This window comes from Nonomuraea sp. NPDC050786 (assembly GCF_040654115.1).
In the GTDB taxonomy this organism is placed as follows: Bacteria; Actinomycetota; Actinomycetes; order Streptosporangiales; family Streptosporangiaceae; genus Nonomuraea.
This window is the reverse complement of the sequence record NZ_JBFAHJ010000003.1, coordinates 470,306-496,321: the sequence shown is the minus strand read 5'-3', so window position 1 is coordinate 496,321 and position 26,016 is coordinate 470,306. Positions and strand designations below refer to the sequence as shown.

Below are 26,016 nucleotides of genomic sequence, written 5' to 3'. Positions count from 1 at the left end.
CGCTGCCGCGGCGAACGGCGGCAGCGCCTAGAACATCAGCGAGCGCACCGTATCGACCGTGTCCGCATCTTCGACCCGCTTGTCCGGACGGTAACGGAGAACCCGCGCGAACCGGAGGGCCATGCCACCGGGATAGCGCGGCGAGCGCTGCACCCCGTCGAAGGCGATCTCCACCACGAGCTCGGGCCGCAACGTCACCGTCCACCGGTCGGTCGGCCCCTCGGCCAGCTCGAGGAAGCGCTCGGTCTGCCAGGCCAGCAGCTCGTCCGTCAGCCCCTTGAACGTCTTGCCGAGCATCACGAACCCGCCTGCGGGGTCACGCGCCCCCAGGTGGAGGTTGGAGAGCTTGCCCTCACGCCGCCCATGGCCCCACTCGGCGGCCAGGACCACCAGGTCGAGCGTGTGGCGCGGCTTGACCTTGATCCATCCGGCGCCGCGGCGGCCCGCCGCGTAGGGGGAGGCCAGTGACTTGACCACCAGCCCCTCGTGGCCCGCCTTGACCACGTCGGTGAAGAACTTCTCAGCCTCGGCCACGTCCCCCGTCACCAGCCGCGGCGTCAGCAGGCCCTGGGGGACCGCGCGCACCAGCGCCTCCTGGCGCTGCGAATAGGGCAGGTCGAGCAGGTCGGCGCCGTCGACCCGCAGGGCGTCGAAGAAGAACACGCTCAGCGGCGTCTGCTCGCGCAGCTGCGCGACGTTGGTCTTGGTGGTGACCCGGCTCGCCGTCACCTGGAACGGGTGCGGCCGCCCGTCAGGACGCAGCGCGAGCACCTCGCCGTCCAGCACGAGGTCGTCGTACGGCATCTCGAGCACGGCCTCGACCAGCTCGGGGACCTGCGGCGTGATGTCGTCGAGCGTGCGCGTGAAGACCTTCACCTCCGGGCCCGAGCGGTGGGCCTGCACGCGGATGCCGTCGAGCTTCCACTCCAGCGCCGCAGGGGCCCCGGCCTTGTCCAGCGCGGCGGCCACGTTGGGCGCGCTGCCCGCCAGCATGGGCGAGACCGCCCGCCCCACCTCGAGCCGGAACGCGCGCAGCGCCTCGACCCCGCCGCTCAGCGCGGCCGCGCCCACGGCGGGGAGCCAGCCGCGCAGCGTGAGCGCCCGCCGCACGTCGGCCGAGGGTGCGCCGGACGCCTTGGCCACCGCCTCGATCATGACGCCGTCGAGCGCGCCCTGCCGCAGCTCGCCGAAGAGCAACCGGCGCATGAACTGCTGCTCCTGGCTCGTCAGCCCGGCGAACAGCTCCGCCACCAGCGCCTTGCGCGCCCCCTGCGAGCCCGGCCCGGAAACCGCCTTGATCCTGCTCAGCAGCTCGTCGACGGCGCTCAGCGTGGCGGTGGCGGCCAGCTTGGGCTGGGGGATGTCCTCCAGCGTGCGCCAGCCCACGCCCACCTGCCGCTGGGGCAGCTCACCGGAGAGGTACGAGATCGCGATCTCCGCCTCGTCCGGGCCGACCCGGCCGAGCAGCTCCGCCAGATGGCCCACTTTGCCGAGCCGGGCGGACGTGCGCGTCACCGCCTCGGAAACCCGGACCACGTCGATCAGAAGCACACGCCTATGGTGCCTCACGCCGACGACATTTCCCCACCCGATATCGACCAAGTGTCTGCCTTGTTCCCGGCACGGCACCGGCACCGGCACCGGTACCGACACCGGCACCCGGCATCGTCGGAGGAGCCTGGAGATCGGAGGCCGACGGGCGGGATGCGGATGCGGATGTCATGCCCGACCGGGAGGGCGTGGTCGTCTGTGGTGCGTGAGCACGGGTGGCTGTCTCTCGCGCCTGTCCGTAGTGATGGGGCCGCTTGGCGCGGGTGGGGGAGAGCCGCGGCAAGGGCGACAGAGGCGGAGAAAGAGGCGGGCCGCCGTGAAAGGCCGTGAGAGGCGGAGAAAGAGGCGGGCCGCCGTGAAAGGCCGTGAGAAGCGGAGAAAGGGGCGGGCCGCCGTGAGAGGCCGTGAGAGGCCGTCAGGGGCGGCCCGCCCCCGTGAGAGCCGCTAGCTGACGCCGAGCAGGTCGACGACGAAGATGAGCGTCTCGTTCGGCTTGATGCGCGCGCCGGCCCCCCGGCTGCCGTAACCGAGGTGCGGTGGGATGACCAGCTTGCGCCGCCCGCCGACCTTCATGCCCGCGACGCCCTGGTCCCAGCCGGCGATGACGCGCCCCGCTCCGAGGGGGAACTCGAACGCCTCGCCGCGGTTCCACGACGCGTCGAACTCCTCCCCGGTCGAGAACGCCACGCCGACGTAGTGGACGCGTACGTTGTGGCCGGGCTTGGCCTCCGGGCCGTCGCCCACGGTCAGGTCGACGATCTCCAGGTCGGCGGGCGGGTTGCCCTCGGGGAAGTCGATCTCGGGCTTGTCGAGTGCCACGAAGTGCTCCAGTTGATGTTTGCTGACAATGAGACCCGACGACTCTATGCGGTCGGGATATCGTCATCGTTCATGGCCGCCCTTTCTCCCGATGCGATTCTGCTCACCGACCGTGTGGCCGTTGTCACCGGGGCGGCCAGGGGCATCGGGCTGGCGATCGCCGAGGCGTTCGCCGCGCTCGGCGCCCACGTCGCCGTCTGCGACCGCGACAGGCCGCACGCCGAGCTGGCGATGACCCTCGACGTACGCGACCACGTGGCGGTGGAGATCTTCGCCCAGGCCGTACGCGAGCGCTGGGGCCGCGTGGACGTCCTGGTCAACAACGCGGGCGGCACTTTCCACGCCTCGTTCGCCGACACCTCGCCCCGCGGCGAGCAGATCCTCATCGAGGAGAACTTCACGCAGGTCACCGGCATGACCCGGCAGCTGCTGCCGATGATGCGGCCGGGCGCCTCGATCATCAACGTGACGTCGAGCGAGGCCCACCAGGCGGCACCGGGCTTCGCCGTGTACGCGGCGATGAAGGCGGCCCTGGAGAGCCTGACGAAGACGCTCGCGCTGGAGCTGGCCCCCAGGGGCATCAGGGTGAACGCGATCGCCCCCGACGCCGTCCAGACCGAGGGCGAGGCGGGCGTGCGCGAGCGCATGCTGGCCCGCCCGCTGCCCTACGAGCCGGTACGCGTCCCGCCGCTCGGCCACCTCGGCGGCCCGGGGGACGCCGCGGGGGCGGCCGTGTTCCTGGCCGGCGACCTGGCCAGGTTCGTCACGGGGACGACGCTGCACGTGGACGGCGGAATCCACGCTGCAGGCGGCTGGCGAAGGAGCTGACCGCCGGCACCGGGGGGAGAAGTCGTCCGCCGGCACCGGTGATGAAGCTGATCGCCGGGACTGGCGATGAAGCTGGCCGCCGGCACCGGTGATGAAGCTGATCGCCGGGACTGGCGATGAAGCTGGCCGCCGGCGCCGGCGGAGAACCCTGGCTACCAGCTCTGGTGCAGCGGCATCCCCTCGGCGTACCCGGACGAGCCCTGGACCCCGATGACGGCCTGGGCGTGGAACTCCTCCAGGTTCGACGCACCCGCGTACGTGCACGCCGACCGCAGCCCCGCCACGATGCCGTCGATCTGGTCCTCCACGCTCGGCCGCTTCGGGTCCAGGTACATGCGGGAGGTCGAGATACCCTCCTCGAACAGCGCCTTCCTGGCCCGCTCGAACGCCGAGTCGTCGGCCGTCCGCAGCCGCACGGCCCGCGCGGAGGCCATGCCGAAGTTCTCCTTGTACTTGCGCCCGTTGGCATCGGTATGGGTGTCGCCGGGCGACTCGTAGGTCCCTGCGAACCACGAACCGATCATCACGTTCGACGCCCCCGCGGCCAGTGCCAGCGCCACGTCGCGCGGGTGGCGTACCCCGCCGTCCGCCCACACGTGCCGCCCCAGCCGCCGGGCCTCGGCCGAGCACTCCAGCACCGCGGAGAACTGCGGCCGGCCGACCCCGGTCATCATCCGCGTGGTGCACATCGCGCCGGGCCCGACCCCGACCTTGATGATGTCGGCCCCCGCGTCCACCAGGTCGCGCACGCCCTCCGCCGTCACCACGTTGCCCGCCGCGACGGGCACGCCGGGCTCGACCGCCCTGACGGCGCGCAGCGCCGAGAGCATCTTCTCCTGGTGGCCGTGCGCGGTGTCGACGACCAGGCAGTCGATCCCCGCCTCCAGGAGCTCCTTGGCCTTGGCCACCACGTCGCCGTTCACGCCGACCGCGGCCGCGATGCGCAGCCGCCCCTGGGCGTCGACCGCGGGCTGGTAGAGGGTGGCGCGCAGCGCGCCCAGCCGCGTGAGGATGCCCACCAGCCGCCCATCCCCGTCCACGATGGGCGCCAGCCGGTGCCGCCCTTCGTGCAGCCGGTCGAAGGCCGTACGCGGGTGGAGCCCGGCGGGCAGCGTCAGCAGCTCGCTCGACATGACCTGCGAGAGCTGCGTGTACATGTCGACGCCCTGGCAGTCGGCCTCGGTCACGACGCCGACCGGCCGGTTGTCCCAGTCGACCACGATGATCGCGTCGTGTGCCCGCTTGGGCAGCAGCTGCAGCGCCTCGCCGACCGTGTCGTGGGGAGTGAGGGTGAGCGGCGTGTCGTGTACCAGGTCGCGCTTCTTGACCCAGTCGACCACGTTCGCCACCACGTCCAGCGGGATGTCCTGCGGGATCACGGCCATGCCGCCCCGCCGTGCCACGGTCTCGGCCATGCGCCGGCCGGCGACCGCGGTCATGTTGGCGACGATGACGGGGATGGTGGTGCCCGTGCCGTCGTGCGTGGAGAGGTCGACCTCGAGCCGGGAACCGACCGAGGAGCGCGACGGGACCATGAAGACGTCGCTGTAGGTCAGGTCGTGATGAGGCTCAAGGCCGTTGAGAAACTTCACGTTCGTCCATCTTATGCGGTTATGTCGCTACGAGCGGTTCCTCGTTTCGCGGGGGGCTTATGATCGGCCGGGACACTTTTGGGGGAGGAGGGGCCTGTGGACGTCACCGAACGGGCCGAGCTGATCGTGGTCGGCTTCGCCGTACGCACCACGAATGCCGACGAGATGGATCCGGCGCAGGCCAAGCTGCCCGCGCTCTGGCAGCGGGCAGGCGCTCCGGGGGCTTTCGCGCATGTGCCGGGGCGCGTGGACGAGAACCTCTACGCCGTGCTGACCGACTACGAGAGCGACCACAACGGGGCTTACACGCAGATCGTCGGCACCGGCGTGCGCACCGTGCCGAGGCTGCCGGAGGGCATGGTCGCCGTACGCGTGCCGGCCGCGCAGTCGCTGAAGCTGGAGGTCCGCGGCCCGATGCCGCAGGCCCTGGTGGACGCGTGGCAGCAGGTGTGGAAGCACACGGAGTCGGGGGGCACGCCGTCGCGCGCGTTCACCACGGATCTCGAGGTGCACCACCCGGAGGGTGCGGACCTGTACATAGCGGTCTAGGTCAGAGGCCGAGTGCGGCGGCCGCCGCTTCGACGGCCGCCGGCTTGACCTCGTCCATCGGCAGGTTCGCGTACTCCACCGAGCAGTCGGACATGCCGCCCAGCGCCACCGTGGCCCGGATGTGCTGCGCCTGCGTGAGGCCGGGCCCCAGCAGCAGCGCGATCACCCGGCGCCGCCAGTCGAACATGCGCGTGCCCAGGTCGAGCACGCCCAGCACGGACAGATCCCGCACCATCATGGTGATCACTTCCCGGTGCCGCCAGATCAGCTCGAAGTAGTCGCCGAGCAGCTGCCGGGGGTCGCCCGGCCGCCGCGTGGCCACGAACAGGTCGAGGTCCTCCACCATCGGCTCGATGATGCTGCGTACGAGGTCGTCCCGCGAGGCGAAGTGGTAGTAGAGCGCCGGCTTGGTGATGCCCAGCCGGTCTGAGATCTGGCGCAGGCTGGTGTTCTGCACGCCCTGCGAGACGAAGAGCTCACGGGCCACCTCCTGGATACGTGCCTTCGTGTCACTGGGCATGGATCGAGAATACCCCTTACCTATCGTTAAGTAAGCTGCTAGCCTCGTACTTACCTATCGTTAAGTAAGGAGGCGTCATGCGCATCCTGATCTCCGGCGCGAGCGTCGCAGGCCCGGCCCTCGCGTACTGGCTCACCAGGTACGGCTTCGCCGTCACGGTCGTGGAGCGGGCCCCGGCGCTGCGCAAGACGGGCGGCCACGCGGTCGACCTGTTCAGGCCCGCGATGCGCATCGTCGAGAAGATGGGCGTCCTGGAGCAGGTCATGGCGAAGAAGACGGACACCGAGTGGCTCAGGCTGTACAGGGAGGGCCAGTCGCGGCCGGTGGAGCTGGAGCTGCGCCGCGTCATGGCGGCTGTCTCGGACCGGCACGTCGAGATCATGCGCGACGACCTGAGCGAGATCTTCTACGACGCCACCCGCCACGACGTCGAGTACGTCTTCGGCGACTCCATCGCCTCGATCTCCGACGACGGCGAGGTCTCCTTCGACAGCGGTAGGACGGACGTGTTCGACCTGGTCATCGGCGCCGACGGCCTGCACTCGAACGTGCGCCGCCTGGTCTTCGGCCCGGAGTCGCGCTTCACCACCTGGCTGGGGGCCTACCTGGCCATCGTCTCGGTGCCCGGCCACCGCGAGCTCGACGGCCGCATGGAGCTCGTCGCGGGAGTCGGCAGGATGGCGGGGGTCTACGGTGCCAGGCACATGGACGAAGGGCGGGCCGGATTCTTCTTCAGGACGCCACGGCCGCTCGACTACCACCATCGGGACGTCCCCCGGCAGAAGGAGCTGCTGCGCGCCCACTTCGAGGGCATGGGCCGGCAGGTGCCTCAGCTCTTGGAGGAGCTGGACCGCACGCTCGCCTTCTACTTCGACTCGATCACCCAGCTCCGCCTGGACACCTGGTCGCGCGGCCGGGTGACACTCGTGGGCGACGCCGGCCACTGTCCCGGCCCGGCCGTCGGCGGGAGCACGAGCCTGGCGGTCGTGGGGGCGTACATCCTGGCGGGCGAGCTGGCCGCGTACGGCGGCGATCACACGCGGGCCTTCCCCGCCTACGAGGCAGAGATCGGCGACTACGTACGCCGCAGCCGCACGTTCGCCGTCAACGCGGCCAAGCGCATCGTCCCGGGCACCCGGTTCGACCTGTGGGCGCTCACCGGGCTCCTACGGCTGATCAACCATCTCCCGGTGGCGCTCACCACGGCGGCCGCCAAGATCAGCAGCAGGGGCGTGCGCCTGCACGACTCGATCGCGCTGAAGGACTACGCCAGCACCCCGTGGCCGCGCAACTTCTCCGCCTCCTCCTGAGACAGCCCCCACCGGGACAGGTCGGTGAGGCGGGTGGCGGGGGAGAGGTCCTGCACGGGGACGCCGAGCAGACGCGGCGCGGGCACCGGCTGGATGACGCCGCCGACCTCGACGAAGGAGCCCCGTGCGGTGTTGTGCGGGTGGGAGGCGGCCTCGCCCATGGAGAGCACAGGGAAGACGCACGCGTCCGAGCCCTCGAACAGCGCCTCCCACTCCGCCCGCGTCCGCTTCCTGAACTCCTCGGCCAGGCGGGTCCGCAGCGCCGGCCACTGCGCCCTGTCCTTCCTGTCGGGCAGGTCGGCCAGCCCCATCAGGGTGACCATCGCCTCCCAGAACTGCGGCTCCAGCGACCCCACGGCCACGAACAGGCCGTCGGCCGTCTCGTACGTGTCGTACTGCGGGGCGCCCGTGTCGAGAAGGTTCGTCCCGCGCGGCCCCCAATGACCGCTCTGCGCGGCCTGGTAGAACATCGAGAACAGGATCGCCGCGCCGTCCACCATCGCCGCGTCGATCACCCGCCCCTTGCCGGTGCGCTCGCGCTCGAACAGGGCGAGCAGCACCCCGTACGCGAGCATGAGCCCGCCGCCCGCGAAGTCGCCGAGGATGTTGATCGGCGGGGTCGGCTTGCCGCCTTCGCGGCCCAGCATCGACAGGACGCCGGAGACGGCGATGTAGTCGATGTCGTGCCCGGCCGTGGGCGCCAGCGGCCCGTCCTGTCCCCAGCCGGTCATCCGGCCGTAGACGATCCGCTCGTTCACGGCGTGCAGGTCCTCGGGGCCGATGCCGAGCCGCTCGGCCACGCCCGGCCGGAACACCTCGATCACCACGTCGGCGTGGCGCGCGAGCTCCTTGAACGCCGCCACGCCCTCGGGCGCCTTCAGGTCCAGCCCGATTGTGTGCTTGCCGCGGTCCATGACGTCGCCGCGCGGCCGGTCGGAGACCGCCTTGACCCTGTCCACCCGCAGCACCTCGGCACCGTGGTCGGCCAGCATCATCCCGGCGAACGGCCCCGGGGCGAGCCCGGCCAGCTCCAGCACGCGCACTCCGGCCAGCGGGCCGCTACGAACATCAGGCATCCCTCCAGTAGAACAACATTCGGTGATCTGTTGCAAGCGGCCTTGGCGACCTTCCGGCGAAGGCGTGGGAGGTATGGGAAACTTGCCCACTATGTTCGGGTGGTCTACAGGGGTAGGACATGGTTTCGGATAGCAACCGGCTCATCGCAGCCCGCTACCAGTTAGTACGTGAACTGGGCCGTGGCGGCATGGGCGTCGTGTGGGAAGGGCAGGACACCCTGCTCAACCGGCAGGTCGCCATCAAAGAGGTGCTGCTGCCCGAGGGGTTGTCGCCGGGCGAGCAGGAGCGCCAGCTCCTGAGGACCGCCCGCGAGGCCCGTACCGCGGCCAAGCTGAACCACCCCTCCGTCGTCGCGATCTACGACGTCGTCGAGGAGGGCGGCCGGCCGTGGATCGTGATGGAGCTGGTGCGCCACCCGACGGTCGAGGAGGTCGTCCTCACCTCGGGCGCGCTCCCGGTGCGGGAGGCGGCCGATCTGGGCCGGCAGGTGCTGTCCGCGCTGAAGACGGCCCACGAGGCGGGCATCCTGCACCGGGACGTCAAGCCGGCCAACATCCTGCTGGCCGACGACGGCCGGGCCGTGCTGATGGACTTCGGCATCGCCCAGGTCGAGGGCGACCCCTCGCTCACCAAGACCGGCATGGTGACCGGCTCGCCGAGCTTCCTCGCCCCCGAGCGGGTCCGCGCCGAGAACGCGGGGCCGCCCTCGGACCTGTGGTCGCTGGGCGCCACGCTGTACGCGTGCATGGTGGGGCGCTCGCCGTTCGAGCGGGGCGACCCCATGGCGACGCTCAACGCGCTGCTCAGCGAGGAGCCCGACTACCGCAGGATCCCGCCGGCCATGCACCCCGTCCTCAAGGGGCTCCTGCAGAAGGAGCCGGAGCAGCGGGTGACCGCCGAGGAGGCCGACCGGCTGCTCGCCGCCATCCTCGCGACCAGGCCCGCCTACGACGACCAGGACGTTCCGGAGAAGAAGCCGGGCGGAGGCCGCGGGCGGACCCTGCTCGCGGCGGCCGCGGCCGCGGTGGTGGTGCTCGCGGGCGGCACGGTGGCGTACTTCAAGCTCGCCTCCCCGGCGGAGGGCGCGCCGCGCGCCACCGCCCAGCCCGCCGCCGCGACCAGCCCGCTCACGCCGACGGCCACGCAGACGTCCGAGCCGAGCGCCACGCCCACGCCGACGCCGAGCGCGACGCGGGCCGTCCCGCTCATCCGGGCGTGGAAGTCGCGTGACGGCTGGTCGATCATGCGGCCGACCGGCTGGCGGGGCTCGCTCAGCGAGGCGTACACCGAATGGACCCGCCGGGACAGGAGCGCGCATTTCGGCGTCGAGGCCGTCTACTCCAACACCGACCCGAACCAGGTCCTGCGCGACTCGGAGGAGACGTTCAAGCAGAACGCCCAGGACGTCGTCAACCGCGGCCGCAGGGTGGTCGTGCACCAGGGCACCAAGGCCGTCGAGTGGGAGTTCTCCTGGACCGCGGGCGCCGGGGGCGACGCCCGCTGGGTCACGCCGGGCACCCGGTACCACGAGGTACGCCGGGTCGTGGCGATCGGTGACGCCGCGTACATCCTGTCCTGGACGGCCACCGAGGCCCAGTGGATGCGTAACAAGGGGCTGATGCGGCAGGTGATCAGCAGCTTTACTGTGGGGGCATGACCCCCTGGAACCTGCTCGCCCTGCCCCCGCTCCCCGAGGAGCTCCTGCGTCACCTGCTCGCCCCGCTCGGCGACCAGGTGGCCGTCCGCGTGCCCGCGGCCCGCGACAGGGACGCGCTGCTGGCGGCGCTGCCGGAGGCGGAGATCGTGCTCGGCGACTGGACGGGCACGCTCGCGCTGGACGCCGAGGCGGTCAAGGCGGCGCCGCTGCTGGCGTTCGTGCAGCAGCCGTCCGTGGGCGTGGACGGCCACGACCTGGACGCCCTGGCGCAGGCCGGGGTGCCGCTGGCCAACACGCCGGGGGTCAGCGCGGTGGCGGTCTCGGAGTGGTGCCTGGCCGCCACCCTGTCCCTGTCGCGGAAGCTGGCCGCCGCCGACGCCGCCGTACGCGCGGGCGAGTGGCCGCAGCAGGGCCTGCAGCCCCACGAGCTGCGCGGCCGGCGGGTCGGCATCGTCGGCCACGGCCCGATCGGCGCCACCAGCGCGGAGATGTTCCGGGCGCTCGGCTGCCACGTCTCCTACTGGACCCGCACGCCCCGCGAGGACCCGGCCTTCGAGGACCTGACGACGCTCATCTCCTCCAGTGACGTCGTGGTCGTGGTGATCGCGCTCTCGGACGAGACCCGAGGTCTGGTGGATCCGCGCCGCATGAAGCAGGGCGCGCTGCTCGTGAACGCCGCGCGGGGCGGCGTCGTCGACCAGGAAGCGCTGGTCACGGCCCTGCGCGAGGGCCGGCTGGGCGGCGCCGCGCTCGACGTCTTCGACGTGGAGCCCCTGCCCGCGGACGACCCGCTGCGTGACCTGCCGAACGTCCTGCTGTCGCCGCACGTCGCGGGCGTCACGCCGGAGGCCACCGGCCGCCTGCTCACGGCCACCCTGGAGAACCTCGGCGCCGCCATAGCGGGCCGCGAGGTGCAGAACGTGCTCAACTCCGCATCTCCGATGATCTCCAGGAAGTTTACGCAATCGCCTACCGAATAGGCATTTCACCTGGCACTATGAACAGTTTTCGTGTCTTTAACGACCCCGGTCTGTTCGAGGTAGCTCGTGAGAGATACCGTCTTACGCGACGATCTCTACCAGCTCAAGGGGGGTGCTTACGCAGTGACGACGAAGATGTCGACACACCAACGGGCAGTAGAGCAGATCCGGCAGTCGTACGCCGAGATTCCGGGCGGTGCCGCCCCGCGCCTGGCCAAGTCCACGTCCAACCTCTTCCGGTTCCGCGACTCCGGCAGGACGGCCAAGCTGTCGGCCAGGGATCTCGACGAGGTCATCAGCGTCGACCCTGAGACCATGACGGCCGAGGTCCAGGGCATGACGACGTACGAGCATCTGGTGGACGCCACGCTGCCGTACGGGCTCATGCCGTACGTGGTGCCGCAGCTCAAGACGATCACGCTCGGCGGCGCCGTCACCGGTCTCGGCATCGAGTCGACCAGCTTCAGGGACGGCCTCCCGCACGAGTCGGTGGAGGAGCTGGAGATCCTCACCGGCGACGGGCGCGTCGTCGTGGCCCGCGAGGACAACGAGCACCGCGACCTCTTCCGGGCGTTCCCCAACTCCTACGGCACGCTCGGTTACGCGCTGCGCATCAGGATCAAGCTGCGCAAGGTCCAGCCGTACGTGCGCCTGACGCACGTCAAGTTCACCGACGCCGCCAAGTGCATGCTGGCCATGCAGGAGATCTGCGACAGCATGGTGCACGACGGCGAGAGCGTCGACTTCATCGACGGCGTCTACTTCAGCCCGCAGGAGATGTACATCACGGTCGGCCGCTTCGCCGAGCGCGCCCCCTACGTCTCCGACTACACCGGGATGCGCATTTACTACCAGTCGATCAGGCAGCGCAACCGTGACTGGCTGACCGTCCGCGACTACCTGTGGCGCTGGGACACCGACTGGTTCTGGTGCTCGCGCGCGTTCGGCGTGCAGCAGCCCGTCGTCCGCTCGCTCATGCCACGCCGCTGGATGCGCTCCGACGTCTACCGCCGCCTGGTGGCGCTCGACCGGAAGTACGGCCTGACCGCCCGCATCGACAGGTGGCGCGACCAGCCCGTGCAGGAATCCGTCATCCAGGACGTCGAGGCGCCGGTCGAGCGCGGGGCGGAGTTCCTGGAGTTCTTCCACGACAAGGTGGGCATGACTCCGGTGTGGATGTGCCCGCTGCGGTCCGGCTCCCGCTGGCCGCTCTACCCCCTGGAGCCGGGCAGGCTCTACGTCAACTTCGGGTTCTGGGGCATGGTGCCACTGCCGCGGGGGCAGTTCGACGGCTACTACAACCAGCTGATAGAGCGAGAGGTGCACGAGCTCGACGGCCACAAGTCGCTCTACTCGACCTCGTTCTACGCTCGCGAGCAGTTCTGGGAGCTGTACAACGGCGACGCCTATTGGCCGGTCAAGCGGGAATACGACCCGAACGGTCGCCTGCTGGACCTGTACGAAAAGTGTGTACGGGGAAGGTGAGCAATGGCTCTGGCAAGCATCTTTGAGAAGATCGTCGGCACGGGAGCGAACGTCGCGTTCCAGGCGTATGACGGCAGCAAGGCAGGGCCGGACGGGGCTGACCTGGGCATCGAGGTCAAATCCCCCATCGCGGTCGCCTACCTGGCGCAGGCGCCGGGCGAGCTGGGCCTCGCGAGGGCGTACATCTCCGGTCACCTCGACGTGCACGGCGACCTGTACACGTTGCTCGACCGCATGTGGAACATCACCACCAACGACCTGACCACCCAGGAGAAGCTCGCGGCCGTCCGCGCCCTGGGCGTCAAGCCGCTCCTCATGCGCGTGCCGCCGCCCCCGCAGGAGATGCGGCAGAGCGCCCTGGCCAGGCTGGGCTCCCGCCACGCCAAGCAGCGTGACGCGGAGGCCATCCACCACCACTACGACGTCTCCAACCGCTTCTACGAGTGGGTGCTGGGGCCGTCCATGGCGTACACGTGCGCCGTCTTCCCCTCGGAGGATGCGACGCTGGAGGAGGCCCAGTTCGCCAAGTTCGACCTGGTGGCACGGAAGCTCGACCTCAAGCCCGGCATGCGCCTGCTCGACGTCGGCTGCGGCTGGGGCGGCATGGTCATGCACGCCGCCAAGCACTACGGCGTCAAGGCCCTCGGGGTGACGCTGAGCAGGCAGCAGGCCGAGTACGCGCAGAAGGCGATCGCCGAGGCGGGCCTGCAGGAGCTGGCCGAAGTCCGCTTCATGGACTACCGCGACGTCAAGGAGACGGGCTTCGACGCGGTCAGCTCGATCGGCCTGACCGAGCACATCGGCAAGGACAACCTCCCCTCCTACTTCTCCTTCCTGTACGGCAAGCTCAAGCCGGGCGGGCGGCTCCTCAACCACTGCATCACCCGGCCGACCGGAAAGGAGAAGACGTTCAACAAGGGCGGCTTCATCAACCGGTACGTCTTCCCCGACGGCGAGCTGGAGTCGGTCGGCTATCTGATCAGGCAGATGGAGGACCTGGGCTTCGAGATCCGCCACGAGGAGAACCTCAGGGAGCACTACGCCAAGACGCTGCGCGGCTGGTGCGACAACCTCGACGCCAACTGGGACGACGCGGTCGAGGAGGTCGGCATGGGCACGGCCCGCGTCTGGGCCCTGTACATGGCGGGCTGCATCGTGGGCTTCGAGCGCAACAAGGTCCAGCTCCACCAGGTCCTGGGCGTGAAGCTCGACGAGAACGGCCGCTCCGGCGTTCCCCTCCGCCCGGCCGTCGACTGGCCGTAACCGGGTCTTCCTGTCGGAGCGAGGCCCCGACGCTCACGCAGCCGGCGTCGGGGCGCTCTCACTCGAGGGGGACAGCCGAGCAGAGGAACACGTCAACGCGCCGGCTGCTTCTCCTTGGCGTGCTTGCCCCGGCTCGTGTGGACCTCGTCCTCCCCGGAGTCCTCTTGGGGCTCCGGTGGCTCCTCCTTGGGAGTATGGGGCTTGGCGTGCCTGCCCACGTGCTCTCCTTTGCCGAACCCGATTCCTTAGGGTGACCATATGGCTACAGTATGCATGGAGACAAGGCCGGTGGTCACATGGCGGCGCGCTCGGCCAGGGCTCCGAGGGTGTCCGTGAGCGCGGTCCAGCTGATCTCGGCGTCCCGCGTGTGCCCGTGCGGCGAGCGGAACAACGCCACGCACTCGGCCACGTCATCCAGAGCCCAGCGCAGCCGGTAGAGCTCCAGAGCCGCGCGGCTCGGCGTGCGGCCGGTGGCGTCGGCGTACCGGGCGAGGTCGTCGTCGTCCCTGGCCACCAGCCACAGGTCGCGCTCGGGCGGGGCCAGCCCGACCGTGTCCCAGTCGACCAGCAGCCGCCGCTCGCCGGAGCGCAGCAGGTTGCCGGGGTGGGGCTCGCCGTGCGTCACGACGGGCTCGCCGGCGTCCGCCGCCATCCGGTCGAACTCCGAGAGCCTGCGGCGCAGCGTCCCGGCGTGCTCGGCGATCAGCTCCCTGGCGGGCTCCGCGTACGGGCCGCCCAGCCAGGGCGGGTCCGAGTCCTGCAGTGCCTGCTCCAGCCCGGCCCGGTCAGAGAGCTCCAGCGGGCGCGGGGGAGCGGTGACGGGCGGCGGGGTGGCGTGGAGGGCGGCGAGCAGATCGATGACCGCGGCCCGGTCCTCGGCCGTCCGCTCCTGCCCGAACTCGCCGGAGACCCCGTCCGAGAAGGGGAAGACGCTCATCGCCCACCGGCGGCGGTCGAGCCGCAGGAGCGTCGTGCCGTCGGTCGCGCGCAGCGGCGCCACCACGAAGTCGAGCCCCGCCTCCTCGCGCAGCGCCGCCGCCGTCTCCATGGCCAGCCGGAGCCCGTCGAAGCCGCGGCGCCGTACGTCCGCGACCGTGATGAACCATCGGCCGTCCGCGACCCAGTGGTAGTCGCCGAAGCCGACCGGCGCGTACTCCAGCACGCCCGCCTCGATGCCCCACGCGCCGAGCGCGGGCCCCAGCAGTCCTTCGTCGAAAGAGTCCGGCCGATCTCGCATCCGGCCACGCTATCGAGGACGGCCGGATCAGTTCAGCTGGATTAACAGCTCGATGGCGGAGCGCGCGTCGGGCACCGTGTGATCCGCCACCACTCCGCCGGTCTCTTTCCGGTCGATCCAGATGGTCCGCAGGCCCGCGTCCCGTCCGCCCGCGATGTCCTTGATGGGGTCGTCCCCGACGATCCAGCCACCGGTGTCGAGCGACGCGCCGCACCTCCGGGCGGCGATCTCGAAGAGTCGCGCGTCCGGCTTCCGTACGCCCTCCGCCCCCGAGATCGCCCACCCGTCCACCCGGTCCGCCAGCCCGGTCCGACGGAGCTTGCCGATCTGGTTGTCGGCCATCCCGTTCGTCGCGATCCCCACCGCCCACCCGGCCGCCCGCAGCAGGTCGAGGCCGTCCAGCACGTCGGCAGGGCACGAGACCAGGAACGGCAGCCGCGCCCGGTACGCCGCCCACAGCGCCTCGACCGGCTCGGCCAGCCCGAACCGGTCGCGTACCAGCGCGAAGAAGGCGTCCATGGGCAGGGAGCCGTCCGCGTCCAGCGCCACCATCCACGGCACCGCCTCCTCCCCCAGCCCCCGCGAGGCGGCGAACTCGGCGGCCCACACCTTGAACGCGCCCAGCCGGTCGACCAGCGTGTTGTCCAGGTCGAAGAGCACGAGGGGCCGCGTCGTGGCGCTCGGGCCCGCGGGCAGGCCGGTCAACGGAGCTCGCGCTTGAGGATCTTGCCCGTGGCCGTCATGGGCAGCGAATCGCGGAACTCGACGATCCGGGGGTACTTGTAGGCCGCCATGTTCTCCTTGCACCACGCGATCAGCTCGTCCTCGGTGATCGTCGAGCCGGGCGTGCGGATGACGTACGCCTTGATCTCCTCGCCGTGCGACTCGTGCGGCACCCCCACCACGGCGGCCAGCGACACGGCCTCGTGGGTCAGCAGGACCTCTTCGAGCTCGCGCGGATAGACGTTGAAGCCGCCCCGGATGATCATGTCCTTGGCCCGGTCGATGATCGAGTAGTAGCCGTCCGCGTCACGGGTCGCGATGTCGCCCGTGCGGAACCAGCCGTCCTTCATCACCTCGGCGGTGGCCTCCGGACGGCCGTAGTAGCCCTTCATGATGTTGTGGCCGCGGATGGCGATCTCGCCGGGGCCCTCGCCCTCGACGGTCTTCCAGTCGCCGTCGATCAGCTTCATCTCCACGCCCCAGATGGGGAAGCCGATCGTGCCGGGCTTGGTGGGGCGGTGGATCTGGTTGAAGCTGGCCACCGGCGACGTCTCCGACAGGCCGTACCCCTCCAGGATGCCGATGCCGAAGGTGCGCTCGAAGTCCTTGAGCACCTCCCCCGGTGAGGACGCGCCGCCCGCGACGGCGACCCGGAGCGTGCGGGGCGCCTCCGCGCCGTCCGCGTGGATCTTGGTGAGCAGGCCCCAGTACATCGTGGGCACCCCGGCGAAGAACGTGACGCCCTCCTTGGCCATGAGCGCGAGCGCGTCGCCCGGGTCGAAGCGCGGCATCAGCACGACGGTGGCGCCGCGCAGGAAGCCGGTGTTCATGACCACGGTCTGGCCGAAGGAGTGGAACAGCGGCAGCACCGCCAGGTAGGTGTCCCCGCCCTCGGTGCGGGGGAACATCTTGTCGTTGACCATGGCGTTCAGCAGCATGTTCTGGTGGCTGAGCTCGGCGCCCTTGGGCTGTCCCGTGGTGCCCGAGGTGTAGAGGATCACCGCGGTGTCGTCGGGGGCCGTCTGCACGGTCTCGAACTCGCTCGCCATGCCGCCCAGCGCCGCCCAGATCGACTCGCCGTACGGGGACTCGGTCGCGAGCGGCGTGGCGGGCAGCACGAAGAAGTGCTCGCAGCCCGGGGCCGCCTCGAAACCGGCCTTGCCCCGCTCGCCCAGCGGCAGCTCGGGCGTGCCCTCGAAGCAGAACAGCGCCTTGGCGTCGCTGTCCTCAAGGTGGTAGGCGATCTCCCGCGACTGCAGCAGCACGTTGAGCGGCACCACCGCGGCTCCGGCCTTCAGGATGCCGAAGTAGACGAACGGGAAGTACGGCAGGTTCGGGCACGCCAGCGCCACCTTGTCCCCCTTGCCGACACCCCGTGCGACCAGCAGGTTCGCGACCTGGTTGGCGACGGTGTCGATCATGGAGTACGGGAGCCGCATGTCGCCGAAGACGACGGCCGTGCCGTCGGGGGTGTTCCTGGCGCTGTCCTCGAGGACGATGGACAGGTTGAGCATGACGCCTTCCTCCTCTAAGCCGGGCTTCGAGCGCCATCCTCGCAGCCTCCTCATACCGACCGGTAGGTAAAGCGAGGTCACAACTGGATATGGACGCGTCCGCCCCCCTGGAGTAAGCAAGTACCAAGTTACTTGGAGGAGCCATGGAGTACGACTACGTGATCGTAGGAGCGGGGTCCGCAGGGTGCGTGCTGGCCAACCGGCTCTCGGAGGACCCCGCCGTGTCGGTCGCGCTGGTCGAGGCGGGCGGCAAGGACGACAAGCTGGAGATCCGCATGCCCGCGGGCTTCGCCAAGCTCTTCAAGACCGACTACGACTGGAACTACTCCACGGCCAAGCAGAGCGAGATGTCCGGCCGGACGCTCTACTGGCCGAGAGGCCGGGTGATCGGCGGCTCGTCCTCGCTCAACGCCCAGATGTGGGTGCGCGGCTGCCAGCGCGACTACGACCAGTGGGCCATCCCCGGCTGGTCGTACGACGACGTCCTGCCCTACTTCACCAGGGCCGAGCACCGCGTCGGCAGCAACGAGGGCGAGGTCTACGGCACCTCGGGGCCCCTCTACATCTCCGAGTTGCGCAGCCCCAACGTCACCACCGCCGCCTTCCTGCGGGCCTGCGAGGAGCTCGGCCTCACCCGGCTCGGCGAGCTGAACGGGCGCTCCAACGAGGGCTACTGCCCCACGCCCGTCACGCAGCACCGCGGCCGCAGGTGGAGCTCGGCCGACGCCTACCTGCGCCCGGCCGCGTCGCGGCCGAACCTCCAGGTGATCACCGGGGCGACCGTGGACCGGGTGGTGTTCGACGGCAGGCGCGCGACCGGCGTCGAGCACAGCGGCGGCGCCCAGGTCAGGGCCAGGAGGGAGGTCATCCTGTCCGCCGGGACGATCGGCTCGCCGTACCTGCTGATGCGTTCCGGCGTGGGCGCGCCCGGCGAGCTCCGCGACGCCGGGGTCGCGATCGTGCACGAGCTGCCCGAGGTCGGCAAGAACCTGCAGGACCACCTCTCGAGCGGCGTGTTCGTCGAGTGCAAGCAGCCGGTGACGCTGACCAAGGCCGAGTCGATCAGCAACCTGCTGCGGTACATCGTCCTGCGCTCCGGCATGCTCACCACGAATGTGGGGGAGGCCGTCGCGTTCATCAGGACCTCGGAGGAGGAGCCCGCGCCCGACGTCGAGCTGATCTTCGCTCCCGTGCCGTTCGTCGACCACGGGCTCACCCCGCCGACCGGCCACGGGCTCACCGTCGGCGTCGTGCTGCTGCAGCCGGAGAGCCGCGGCAGGGTCGGGCTCAACGGCAGGGACGTCGTCATCGACCCCGCCTACCTGAGCGCGGAGGCCGATGCCAAGCGCCTGGTCGCAGGGCTGAAGATGGCCAAGCAGGTCTTCGCCACGGCGGCGATGAAGCCGTACGCGGGCGGGCCGATGGCGCCGTACTGGGCGCCGGAGAGCGACGAGGAGCTGGCGCGGTGGGTCCGCGAGCGCGGCGAGACGCTCTACCACCCGGTCGGCACCTGCCGCATGGGGACCGACGACGCGTCCGTGGTCGACCCCGCGCTCCGGGTACGCGGCGTCGAGGGGCTCAGAGTGGTGGACGTCTCGATCATGCCGACGTTGAATCGCGGACACACTCACGCACCGGCCATTATGATCGGCGAGAAAGGCGCTGATTTGATAAGGAAGGCGCCTTAAGTACCTTGACGTAAGTGGTTACTTGCAGAAGGCTTGGGTGGTATGACGCTGACCGCGGACCTGGACCTGTCGCAGATCCCGTTCTGGGGTCTGCCGCAGGCCGAGCGTGCAGAGGCCTTTCGCAGGCTGAGGCAGATGGAGCGCCCGGTCTTCATGCGGGAGCAGGTCGTGCCGTTCATCGGCGGCGGCCCGGGCTTCTACGCGCTCGTACGCCACGCCGACGTGATCGAAGCCAGCAGGAACGCGGCCGTGTTCAGCAGCGAGCCGTGCTCCAACAGCATTCCGGACATGCCGCGCTGGCTGAGCCAGTACTTCGGCTCCATGATCAACATGGACGACCCCCGGCACGCCCAGTTACGCCGGATCGTGTCCAGGGCGTTCACGCCGCGCATCCTGTCGAAGATGGAAGAGGACCTGGCCAGGGCCGCCGCCGAGATCGTGGACAAGGCGATCGAGGCCGGTCCGGGCGACTTCGTCGCTCAGGTGGCCGCCAGGCTTCCCGTACGGGTCATCTGCGACATGATGGGGATTCCGCCCGAATCTCATGACATGGTGCTGCAGAACACCAACGTCATCCTCGGCAACGCCGACCCCGAGTACTCCGGCGTCGCCCCCGATCTCACCCGCCGCAACGTCGCCAAGGGCCTGGCCAAGCTGATGCGCGCCGGCTACGCGCTCAACCGGCTGGCCGCCCGCCTGGGCGACGAGCGCCGCAAGCGGCCCACGGGCGACCTGGTGAGCCTGCTGGTCAACGGCGAGGAACGGCTCACCCCGCAGCAGCTGGGCTCGTTCTTCATCCTGCTCGTGGTGGCGGGCAGCGAGACCACCCGCAACGCGATCGCGCACGGCCTCAAGCTCTTCACCGACCACGCCGACCAGCGCGCGATCCTGATGAACAACTTCGAGGGCCACATCGTCGCCGCGTGCGACGAGATCATCCGGTACTCCACGCCGGTGATCCAGTTCCGCCGCACGCTGACGCAGGACCACGAGATGAACGGCATGCGGTACAAGAAGGGCGACAAGGTTCTGCTCTTCTACAACTCCGCCAACCGCGATGAGGCGGTCTTCTCGGACCCGGACACGTTCGACATCACCCGCGACCCCAACCCCCACGTCGGGTTCGGCGGCCCCGGGCCGCACTACTGCCTGGGCGCGCACCTGGCGCGCAGGGAGATGACCGTGATGTTCCGGGAGCTGTACACCCGGCTGCCCCACATCAAGTCCGTGGGCGAGCCCGACTACCTGCTCTCCAACTTCATCAACGGCATCAAGCACATGCGCTACACCTTCTGACCGGCGGCGCGCCGGACCAGGTGCTCCTGGGGCGGGCCGAATGCTAGGTTTCGCATTCATGGAGATCAGGACTATCCACGCCAACGGTGTGGAGTTCGCGTATCTGACGGTTGGAGAGGGGCCGCTGGCGCTGTGCCTGCACGGCTTCCCCGACACGGCGCACACCTGGCGGCACCTCATGCCGGCGCTGGCCGAGCGGGGCTACCGCGCGGTCGCGCCGTTCATGCGCGGTTACGCGCCCACCGAGGTGCCGGCCGACGGCGCGTACGAGGACGCCGCGCTGGTCGCCGACGTCCGCGCGCTGCACGAGGAGCTCGGCGGCGACCAGGACGCGGTCGTCATCGGGCACGACTGGGGCGCCTTCCCCGTGTACCACCTGGCCGGCCGCTTCCGCCGCGCCGTCACGCTGGCCGTGCCGCCGCCCGCCGCCCTCGGGGCCGGCTTCCTCCAGTACGACCAGCTCAAGCGCTCGTTCTACGTCTTCCTCTTCCAGACGTACCTGGGGGAGGCGGCCGTCGCGACCCCCGGCTTCCTCGAGAACCTCTGGCGCGAGTGGTCGCCGGGGTACGACCCGGGCGAGGACCTGGAGTTCGTACGGCGCAGCATCGGCGAGCCCGCCAACCTGAGCGCGGCCCTCGGCTACTACCGGGCCATGCTCGGCACCACGCCGCCCTCCGGCCGCTACCCGGCCCTGGAGGGCGGCATCACCGGCCCGGTCCTCTACCTGCACGGCGCCCAGGACGGGTGCCTGAGTCCCGAGCTGGCCAAGAACGTGCTGAACCACCTGCCCGCCGGCTCGCGGGCCGAGCAGGTGCCGGGCGCCGGGCACTTCCTGCACCTGGAGCGCCCGGCCGAGGTCAACCGCCTCATCCTGGACTGGCTGGGCGCCCCGTCCGCGGCCGAGATGACCCAGGTCCGGCCGATGGGGTTCACCTCCTGAGGCCGGGCCGCCCGGTGCCGTCGCCGGTCACCTCCTGGCCTTTCTGAGGACCGCGATGACGGGGTGCTGTCCCGACAGGCTGACCCGCACCGCCTCCTCCACCGCGAACCCGGGCGGGATCTCGTCGTGCACCAGCGCCACGGCCACCCCGTCGTCGGCCAGCACCCGCCGGACCTCCCGCCACAGCGGGCCGAGGTCCCGTGCCAGCAGCCCACGCGGCGGCACCTGGCGCCCCCAGGGCGGGTTCACCAGCACCCGGTCCGCGCCACCACCGACCACCGGAATCCGCCCACCATCCGCCACGGCCCACTCGAACACCGCCTGGCCTTCCGCGCCGGTCCACGCGAACGCCGCCCGGTCTTCCGCGCCGGCCCACGCGTAGGCTGAGCCGCCTTCCGCGTCCGCCCACGCGCGCGGTGATCCGCCCCCCTCGTCGGCCCATGCGGACACTGCCGCGCTGTGCGGATGGGCGAAGCGCGCGCGCCCCCTGCCGTTGTCCGACGGGTGCGCGGCGCAGTCTCCGTGGAAGCACGCGGCGCCGCCTGGCGCGCTCCCGGCGGCCCGTGGATGAGTGGCGCCGCCGACGGCGCTCCGGGCGTTGGTGGCCGCCGCGTGGAGGGCGGCGGGGTCGTGGTCGAAGCCCAGCAGGCGCGCTCCGGGCGCCAGCGCGTGGGCCTCGATCAGCGTGGTGCCCGCTCCGCAGCACGGGTCGAGCACCGTCCCGGCATCCCCGAGACGGGCCAGCGCCGCCATGGCGGCGGCCACCGGCGGGTGCAAAGTGCCCCGGATCGAGGCCGTCTTGTACGCCCGCCGGTGCAGCGGCCGCGCCGCCGGCCTCAGCGCGATGAGCGCCTGGTCGCCCTCGATGGTGACCCGCCACGACATGGCGTCCCGAGGCGGCCGTACCCCGTCCTTCCTGGAGTGGTACGGCAGCCGCAGCGGCCGCGCCAGCTCGGCCCCCACCGCGTCCTCGATCTCGAAGCGGGTGTAGTTACGGCGCCCGACGAACGAGGCCGACACCTCCACCGCTCTTGCGCGAGGGAGCGCCGTCGCCTGGTGGACGTCCACGGCGCGGGCCGCGCGCGCCAGCCGGCGCAGCGCGGAGCGGTCGTGGCCGATCCCGTCCACCACGGCGGCGGCGACCAGCAGGTCGTCCGCCGTCCGCAGCCCCATCAGGTCGGCCCCCGGCGAGGCCTCGAACCACACCTCGCGATGGCGCATCCCACGCACCACGCCCAGCCGGGAACGTCGAATCTCCGTGGCCACCAGGGGCTCGATGCCATGCACGGCCCTGGCCACGACAAACGTATGCAACTGTCCTTCTCCCACGTCGCGACCCGGGACGGCGCTCGCTCAGCCGTCCCGCATCGCCGGCGGTGGGGTGCTCCGCGACCCGCCGGCGGATCGCTAACGTCGGTAGAAGAACGTCACGCGCGTCACCCTAGGACCTGCCGACCGGCCAGGGCCACAGGTTTTCGCGGGCTCGCACGTACGGTGTACGTCCTCCCCATTGACGTAAGTGGCTGCTTTTCGAATGATGGCCTCATGGGCGTACTCGACTTCGACCTGTCGGACCGCGACTTCTGGGCCAGGCCCATGAGAGAGCGCGAGGCGGCGTTCGAGCGGCTGCGTTCCCTGGAGGCCCCGGCCTTCTTCCAGGAGATGGAGATCGGCATTGCGCCCAAGGGCCCCGGCTACCACGCGCTGGTCAAGCACGCCGACATCCTCGAGGCCAGCCGCACTCCCGAGGTCTTCTGCTCGGGTGACGGCGGCGCGACGAACGTGCCCGACATGCCCGCCGAGTTCGCCGAGTACTTCGGCTCAATGATCAACATGGACGACCCGCGCCACGCAAGGCTGCGCAGGATCGTCTCACGCGCGTTCACCCCCAAGATGATCAAGCAGTTCGAGTCGGACGTGGAGGCGGCTGCGGCCGCCATCGTGGACGACCTGCTGGACAAGGGGCCCGGCTGCGACTTCGTGACCGAGGTGGCCGCCCGCCTCCCGCTGAAGATCATCTGCGACATGATGGGCATCCCCGAGCGGGACTACCGGTTCGTCTTCGACCGTTCGAACATCATCCTCGGCGGCTTCGACCCCGAATACGGCGGCGCCGACCTCGAACAGCTCGCCGAGCGCCTGCTCAACGCCGGCATGGAGCTGCAGCAGCTGGTCCAGGACCTCGCCGCCCACCGCGCCGACCATCCCACGGACGATCTGACGTCCGCCCTGGTCAACGCCAACATCGACGGCGAGCGGCTGACGATGCAGGAGCTGGGGTCGTTCTTCATCCTCCTGGTGGTGGCGGGCAACGAGACGACCAGGAACGCCATCTCGTACGGACTGCGCCTGCTCACCAACAACCCCGACCAGCGCGCGCTCTGGCTGCAGGACATCGACGGGCACGCGCCCGGGGCCGTGGAGGAGATCGTCCGGCTCGCCTCCCCGGTGAACTTCATGCGCCGCAAGCTCACCAGGGACCACGAGATGAACGGGCACCTCTACCGCAAGGGCGAGAAGGCGGTCCTGTTCTACTGGGCGGCGAACAGGGACGAGGCCGTCTTCGCCGACCCGTACCGCTTCGACATCACCCGCGACCCCAACCCGCACGTCGGCTTCGGCGGCCCGGGGCCGCACTTCTGCCTCGGCGCGCACCTGGCCAGGCGGGAGATCACGGTGATGTTCCGCGAGCTGCTGCGCCGCGTCCCGGGCATCGAGGGCGGCAGGCCCGACCGGCTGCACTCCATGTTCATCAACGGGATCAAGCACATGGAGTGCGTCTTCTAGCCCTGGGCGCCGAGCCTCAGCTGGTTCTTCACCGTGTGGATGTCGGGCATGAGCTGCTTGCCGTCCGACGGGATCGACATGTAGACGATGGCCGGGACGTTGCCGCCGGTGTTGACGGCCATCGTCACGATCGTCGCCTCCTCGGTCGGCGACGTCAGCGAGTACGCGATCAGGCGTCCCGTCGAGTTGCCCACCTTGATGGGCTGCTGGGCGATCTTCTTGACCTTGTTGCCGGCGGGGAAGAAGCGCTTGCGGGCATCCAGCACCACCTGCCTGATGACCGGCTCCAGGTTGTCCTTCTGGTAGTACGAGGCCAGCCTGTCTGCCAGCGGGCCCGACATGACCTGGGCGTACTTCTCCGGCGCGACCTGGACGTACTGGCGGGTGTCGTAGCCGTACGTGGTCTTGACCGTGGCACGCTGGTCCAGCCGCCAGGTGCCGCCCAGGCGCGGCAGCGAGACGCCGGCCCCCGCGTCGGGCACCCGGCCGATCACCGGAGCGGCCTTGCCCGAGAACTTCGGCAGCGCGCCGATCGAGGTCGAGGACCTGGTGGGGGAGGGCTTCGGCGAGGTCGTGGGACCCTCCGCCACGGCGTTGGACGCGGGGTCGTCGGCAGCCAGCGGGCCCGCCAGGAACGCCCATAGCAGGGCGGCGACCAGCGCGATCGCCACGGACCCGCCGAGCGCGTAGATCCAGATGGGCTTGCCCTGGCCCTCGTCCAGGGAGTCCTGCTCACCCATGGCCTGGTAGTTGTCGCCGAAGACGGTGTTCCAGAGCTCCTGCTGGCGCTCGGGAGGCGGGGTGCGGGAGCCGCTGATCTGGCCGGCGGTCACGAACGGGCGGTCGGGGTCGGAGGGGTCGCGGCTCAAATTGGAGCCGGGGCGCGGAGCGTTCTGGTCCTCGGCGGGGGGCGTGGTGCTGGGATTCGATGCGTCCATGGTGGGGGCGGCCCGGTCGTTGAGCAGGTTCTCTGAGTGCTGGGCGTACGTGACCGTCCGGTCCTCGGCGGGGTGGGTCTGGGGCGGCGCGTGCGCTCCCTGCGGCAGGTCGTCGATCTGGTACATCGCCGTACGCTCCTCCTGCGCGTCGGCGGCGTTCCGCTCGGCGGGCGGCCAGGGGGCGGGGGAGGAGAGGTTCGACCAGGAGTCGGAGGGCGGGACCGGCGGCTGCGCCCACGCCGGGACCGGATCCGGGACCGGAGGGTGGTCGCCGGCTCGGGCGGAGGGCTCCGCGGCGCCGTGCCGCGGCGCGTCCGGCCACGAGGAGGGGCCCGACGCCTGGGGCCAGGAGGTGGGGACGTCCTGCGGGGACGACTCGGGCCACGACGCCGGCACGTCCGGCAGGCCCGCGTCCCGGCGCGGCGCCTCGGGCCAGGCCGGCGTCCCGAGGCTGTCCTGCGGGCCGTTGCCCGTCTGCGGTCTGTCGCTCCTCCGGGACGGCGTGTCCAGCGGGGACGACGGTCCGGTGCCGCCCTGCGGCGGCATGTCCGGCCACAGGGACGGCTCGGTGCTGCCCGGCGGCGGCGCGTCCCACGAGGACGGGCCGGAAGCGCTCCGCGCGTCCCACGAGGACGGGGCGGAGGAGCCCTTCGGGGACGCGTCCGGCCAGGAGGAGGGGGCCGGGGGAAGGTCGGGCCACGACGAGGGGCCCGACGCCTCGTGGCGGGCGGGCTCGTGGCGGGCGGGCTCTGGGCGGGAGTGGCGCGGCGGCTCGGGCCAGGAGTCGTCGTTGCGTGGCGGCTCCGGCCACGACGGGTCCTGGTGGGCGGGGCGCGGGGCCTCGGGCCATGACATGGGGACCTCCGCGGACGGGGAGCCGGATGCGTCGCGGCGGGGCGCCTCTGGCCAGGACGGTGGCAGGTGGGGTCCGGAATTCTCCGTTGCCATTGCTGCCGCCCCTCCCGAGGATGTGTCCGGATAACCCGTTATATCCGGATTTGACGTACCAGGCATGATCTCATGGGATTTTCCAGGAGATGCAGGTGGTCCCGCAGCCAAACCGGTGAAGCCATGAGGATCCGTAGGCGGGTCCTGCATGGGCAGGCCTACCTCCGGTCGATCAGGCTCAGCTGGGTACACCACGGTGACAAGGGTATTCTTCTGGGACGAATGGGTCACAACGGATACATCACCTTCAGGTCTCGCTGGACCTGAAGGACCCATTGTGCCTGCAGACCCCCCACGAGTATCTGCATTCAGCC

Annotated in this window: 22 protein-coding genes; 11 read left to right on the top strand and 11 right to left on the bottom strand. The window is 70.6% G+C overall.

Features of this window, described 5'->3' with window-relative positions:
* Positions 1-27: 27 nt before the first annotated feature.
* Together AB0H84_RS09830 and AB0H84_RS09825 are read right to left on the bottom strand one after the other, a co-directional pair.
* Positions 28-1,551 (bottom strand): ATP-dependent DNA ligase, encoded by a 1,524-nt coding sequence (locus AB0H84_RS09830; protein WP_357600891.1) that lies wholly within the window; start codon positions 1,549-1,551, stop codon positions 28-30.
* A gap of 444 nt (positions 1,552-1,995) precedes the next feature.
* The gene (locus tag AB0H84_RS09825; RefSeq protein WP_344989322.1) at positions 1,996-2,370 is read right to left on the bottom strand and encodes an FKBP-type peptidyl-prolyl cis-trans isomerase; all 375 of its coding nucleotides are present in this window, start codon (positions 2,368-2,370) and stop codon (positions 1,996-1,998) included.
* Between the two features lie 72 nt (positions 2,371-2,442).
* Between AB0H84_RS09825 and AB0H84_RS09820 the strand changes: the two genes are divergently transcribed.
* Entirely contained in the window at positions 2,443-3,198 is a 756-nt protein-coding gene (locus AB0H84_RS09820; protein ID WP_357600888.1) for an SDR family oxidoreductase, read from the top strand.
* Positions 3,199-3,350: 152 nt separating this feature from the next.
* Here AB0H84_RS09820 and AB0H84_RS09815 read toward each other — a convergent pair whose 3' ends face one another.
* Complete coding sequence (locus AB0H84_RS09815) at positions 3,351-4,790, bottom strand: GuaB1 family IMP dehydrogenase-related protein (RefSeq protein WP_357600885.1); 1,440 nt, start codon at positions 4,788-4,790, stop codon at positions 3,351-3,353.
* Positions 4,791-4,886: 96 nt separating this feature from the next.
* Here AB0H84_RS09815 and AB0H84_RS09810 point away from each other — a divergent pair, with 96 nt between their 5' ends.
* Positions 4,887-5,339 carry an effector binding domain-containing protein gene (locus AB0H84_RS09810; RefSeq protein WP_357600884.1) on the top strand — a complete coding sequence of 151 codons (453 nt, stop codon included), beginning with the start codon at positions 4,887-4,889 and terminating at the stop codon, positions 5,337-5,339.
* Position 5,340: 1 nt separating this feature from the next.
* Here AB0H84_RS09810 and AB0H84_RS09805 read toward each other — a convergent pair whose 3' ends face one another.
* Entirely contained in the window at positions 5,341-5,859 is a 519-nt protein-coding gene (locus AB0H84_RS09805) for a TetR/AcrR family transcriptional regulator (RefSeq protein WP_357600881.1), read from the bottom strand.
* 77 nt (positions 5,860-5,936) lie between these two features.
* On the opposite strand from AB0H84_RS09805, the gene AB0H84_RS09800 reads away from it, so the two are divergent.
* Positions 5,937-7,169: an FAD-dependent monooxygenase gene (locus tag AB0H84_RS09800; protein WP_357600878.1), complete on the top strand. Its 1,233-nt coding sequence runs from the start codon at positions 5,937-5,939 to the stop codon at positions 7,167-7,169.
* Here AB0H84_RS09800 and AB0H84_RS09795 read toward each other — a convergent pair.
* Positions 7,124-8,245: a CaiB/BaiF CoA-transferase family protein gene (locus tag AB0H84_RS09795; RefSeq protein ID WP_357600875.1), complete on the bottom strand. Its 1,122-nt coding sequence runs from the start codon at positions 8,243-8,245 to the stop codon at positions 7,124-7,126. The genes AB0H84_RS09800 and AB0H84_RS09795 overlap by 46 nt on opposite strands.
* A gap of 119 nt (positions 8,246-8,364) precedes the next feature.
* On the opposite strand from AB0H84_RS09795, the gene AB0H84_RS09790 reads away from it, so the two are divergent.
* The 4 genes from AB0H84_RS09790 (at position 8,365) to AB0H84_RS09775 (ending at position 13,631) form a co-directional block, all read left to right on the top strand.
* A complete protein-coding gene (locus AB0H84_RS09790) occupies positions 8,365-9,903 on the top strand; it encodes a serine/threonine-protein kinase (RefSeq protein ID WP_357600872.1) in 1,539 nt (512 codons plus the stop codon).
* Entirely contained in the window at positions 9,900-10,883 is a 984-nt protein-coding gene (locus AB0H84_RS09785; protein ID WP_357600869.1) for an NAD(P)-dependent oxidoreductase, read from the top strand. Before AB0H84_RS09790 ends, AB0H84_RS09785 begins: the two co-directional genes overlap by 4 nt.
* Before the next feature lie 135 nt (positions 10,884-11,018).
* A complete protein-coding gene (locus AB0H84_RS09780) occupies positions 11,019-12,368 on the top strand; it encodes an FAD-binding oxidoreductase (protein WP_357600866.1) in 1,350 nt (449 codons plus the stop codon).
* Positions 12,369-12,371: 3 nt separating this feature from the next.
* Positions 12,372-13,631: a cyclopropane-fatty-acyl-phospholipid synthase family protein gene (locus AB0H84_RS09775; RefSeq protein ID WP_357600863.1), complete on the top strand. Its 1,260-nt coding sequence runs from the start codon at positions 12,372-12,374 to the stop codon at positions 13,629-13,631.
* A 92-nt stretch (positions 13,632-13,723) separates the two neighbouring features.
* Here the strand turns inward: AB0H84_RS09775 and AB0H84_RS09770 are convergent, their stop codons facing one another.
* The 4 genes from AB0H84_RS09770 to AB0H84_RS09755 all read right to left on the bottom strand — a co-directional run bounded on the left by AB0H84_RS09770 (position 13,724) and on the right by AB0H84_RS09755 (position 17,105).
* Entirely contained in the window at positions 13,724-13,849 is a 126-nt protein-coding gene (locus AB0H84_RS09770) for a hypothetical protein (RefSeq protein ID WP_357600861.1), read from the bottom strand.
* Between the two features lie 74 nt (positions 13,850-13,923).
* On the bottom strand, positions 13,924-14,868 hold the full coding sequence (locus tag AB0H84_RS09765) for a phosphotransferase (protein ID WP_357600858.1): 945 nt from the start codon (positions 14,866-14,868) through the stop codon (positions 13,924-13,926).
* A 27-nt stretch (positions 14,869-14,895) separates the two neighbouring features.
* Entirely contained in the window at positions 14,896-15,573 is a 678-nt protein-coding gene (locus AB0H84_RS09760) for an HAD-IA family hydrolase (protein ID WP_357600855.1), read from the bottom strand.
* Positions 15,570-17,105, bottom strand: a complete 1,536-nt coding sequence (locus AB0H84_RS09755; protein WP_357600852.1) for a long-chain fatty acid--CoA ligase — start codon at positions 17,103-17,105, stop codon at positions 15,570-15,572. Before AB0H84_RS09755 ends, AB0H84_RS09760 begins: the two co-directional genes overlap by 4 nt.
* A 143-nt stretch (positions 17,106-17,248) precedes the next feature.
* Here AB0H84_RS09755 and AB0H84_RS09750 point away from each other — a divergent pair, with 143 nt between their 5' ends.
* The 3 genes from AB0H84_RS09750 to AB0H84_RS09740 are packed head-to-tail and all read left to right on the top strand — an operon-like array spanning position 17,249 to position 21,029.
* Positions 17,249-18,793, top strand: a complete 1,545-nt coding sequence (locus tag AB0H84_RS09750; protein WP_357600849.1) for a GMC family oxidoreductase N-terminal domain-containing protein — start codon at positions 17,249-17,251, stop codon at positions 18,791-18,793.
* Positions 18,794-18,835: 42 nt separating this feature from the next.
* On the top strand, positions 18,836-20,089 hold the full coding sequence (locus tag AB0H84_RS09745) for a cytochrome P450 (protein WP_357600846.1): 1,254 nt from the start codon (positions 18,836-18,838) through the stop codon (positions 20,087-20,089).
* Positions 20,090-20,147: 58 nt separating this feature from the next.
* Positions 20,148-21,029 (top strand): alpha/beta hydrolase, encoded by an 882-nt coding sequence (locus tag AB0H84_RS09740; RefSeq protein WP_357600843.1) that lies wholly within the window; start codon positions 20,148-20,150, stop codon positions 21,027-21,029.
* Positions 21,030-21,056: 27 nt separating this feature from the next.
* Here the strand turns inward: AB0H84_RS09740 and AB0H84_RS09735 are convergent, their stop codons facing one another.
* Complete coding sequence (locus AB0H84_RS09735) at positions 21,057-22,343, bottom strand: hypothetical protein (RefSeq protein ID WP_357600840.1); 1,287 nt, start codon at positions 22,341-22,343, stop codon at positions 21,057-21,059.
* A 231-nt stretch (positions 22,344-22,574) separates the two neighbouring features.
* On the opposite strand from AB0H84_RS09735, the gene AB0H84_RS09730 reads away from it, so the two are divergent.
* A complete protein-coding gene (locus AB0H84_RS09730) occupies positions 22,575-23,816 on the top strand; it encodes a cytochrome P450 (protein WP_357600837.1) in 1,242 nt (413 codons plus the stop codon).
* On the opposite strand, the gene AB0H84_RS09725 is transcribed toward AB0H84_RS09730, so the two are convergent.
* The gene (locus AB0H84_RS09725) at positions 23,813-25,609 is read right to left on the bottom strand and encodes a hypothetical protein (RefSeq protein WP_357600834.1); all 1,797 of its coding nucleotides are present in this window, start codon (positions 25,607-25,609) and stop codon (positions 23,813-23,815) included. The two genes, AB0H84_RS09730 and AB0H84_RS09725, sit on opposite strands and share 4 nt — an antisense overlap.
* Positions 25,610-26,016 lie beyond the last annotated feature (407 nt).

Excerpts from the sequence above, each read along its gene's own strand:
- AB0H84_RS09820 (WP_357600888.1), top strand. The coding sequence starts at position 2,443 with ATGGCCGCCCTTTCTCCCGATGCGATTCTGCTCACCGACCGTGTGGCC.
- AB0H84_RS09805 (WP_357600881.1), bottom strand. The coding sequence starts at position 5,859 with ATGCCCAGTGACACGAAGGCACGTATCCAGGAGGTGGCCCGTGAGCTC.
- AB0H84_RS09800 (WP_357600878.1), top strand. The coding sequence starts at position 5,937 with ATGCGCATCCTGATCTCCGGCGCGAGCGTCGCAGGCCCGGCCCTCGCG.
- AB0H84_RS09795 (WP_357600875.1), bottom strand. The coding sequence starts at position 8,245 with ATGCCTGATGTTCGTAGCGGCCCGCTGGCCGGAGTGCGCGTGCTGGAG.
- AB0H84_RS09790 (WP_357600872.1), top strand. The coding sequence starts at position 8,365 with ATGGTTTCGGATAGCAACCGGCTCATCGCAGCCCGCTACCAGTTAGTA.
- AB0H84_RS09785 (WP_357600869.1), top strand. The coding sequence starts at position 9,900 with ATGACCCCCTGGAACCTGCTCGCCCTGCCCCCGCTCCCCGAGGAGCTC.
- AB0H84_RS09780 (WP_357600866.1), top strand. The coding sequence starts at position 11,019 with ATGTCGACACACCAACGGGCAGTAGAGCAGATCCGGCAGTCGTACGCC.
- AB0H84_RS09775 (WP_357600863.1), top strand. The coding sequence starts at position 12,372 with ATGGCTCTGGCAAGCATCTTTGAGAAGATCGTCGGCACGGGAGCGAAC.
- AB0H84_RS09765 (WP_357600858.1), bottom strand. The coding sequence starts at position 14,868 with ATGCGAGATCGGCCGGACTCTTTCGACGAAGGACTGCTGGGGCCCGCG.
- AB0H84_RS09755 (WP_357600852.1), bottom strand. The coding sequence starts at position 17,105 with ATGCTCAACCTGTCCATCGTCCTCGAGGACAGCGCCAGGAACACCCCC.
- AB0H84_RS09750 (WP_357600849.1), top strand. The coding sequence starts at position 17,249 with ATGGAGTACGACTACGTGATCGTAGGAGCGGGGTCCGCAGGGTGCGTG.
- AB0H84_RS09745 (WP_357600846.1), top strand. The coding sequence starts at position 18,836 with ATGACGCTGACCGCGGACCTGGACCTGTCGCAGATCCCGTTCTGGGGT.
- AB0H84_RS09740 (WP_357600843.1), top strand. The coding sequence starts at position 20,148 with ATGGAGATCAGGACTATCCACGCCAACGGTGTGGAGTTCGCGTATCTG.
- AB0H84_RS09730 (WP_357600837.1), top strand. The coding sequence starts at position 22,575 with ATGGGCGTACTCGACTTCGACCTGTCGGACCGCGACTTCTGGGCCAGG.
- AB0H84_RS09725 (WP_357600834.1), bottom strand. The coding sequence starts at position 25,609 with ATGTCATGGCCCGAGGCCCCGCGCCCCGCCCACCAGGACCCGTCGTGG.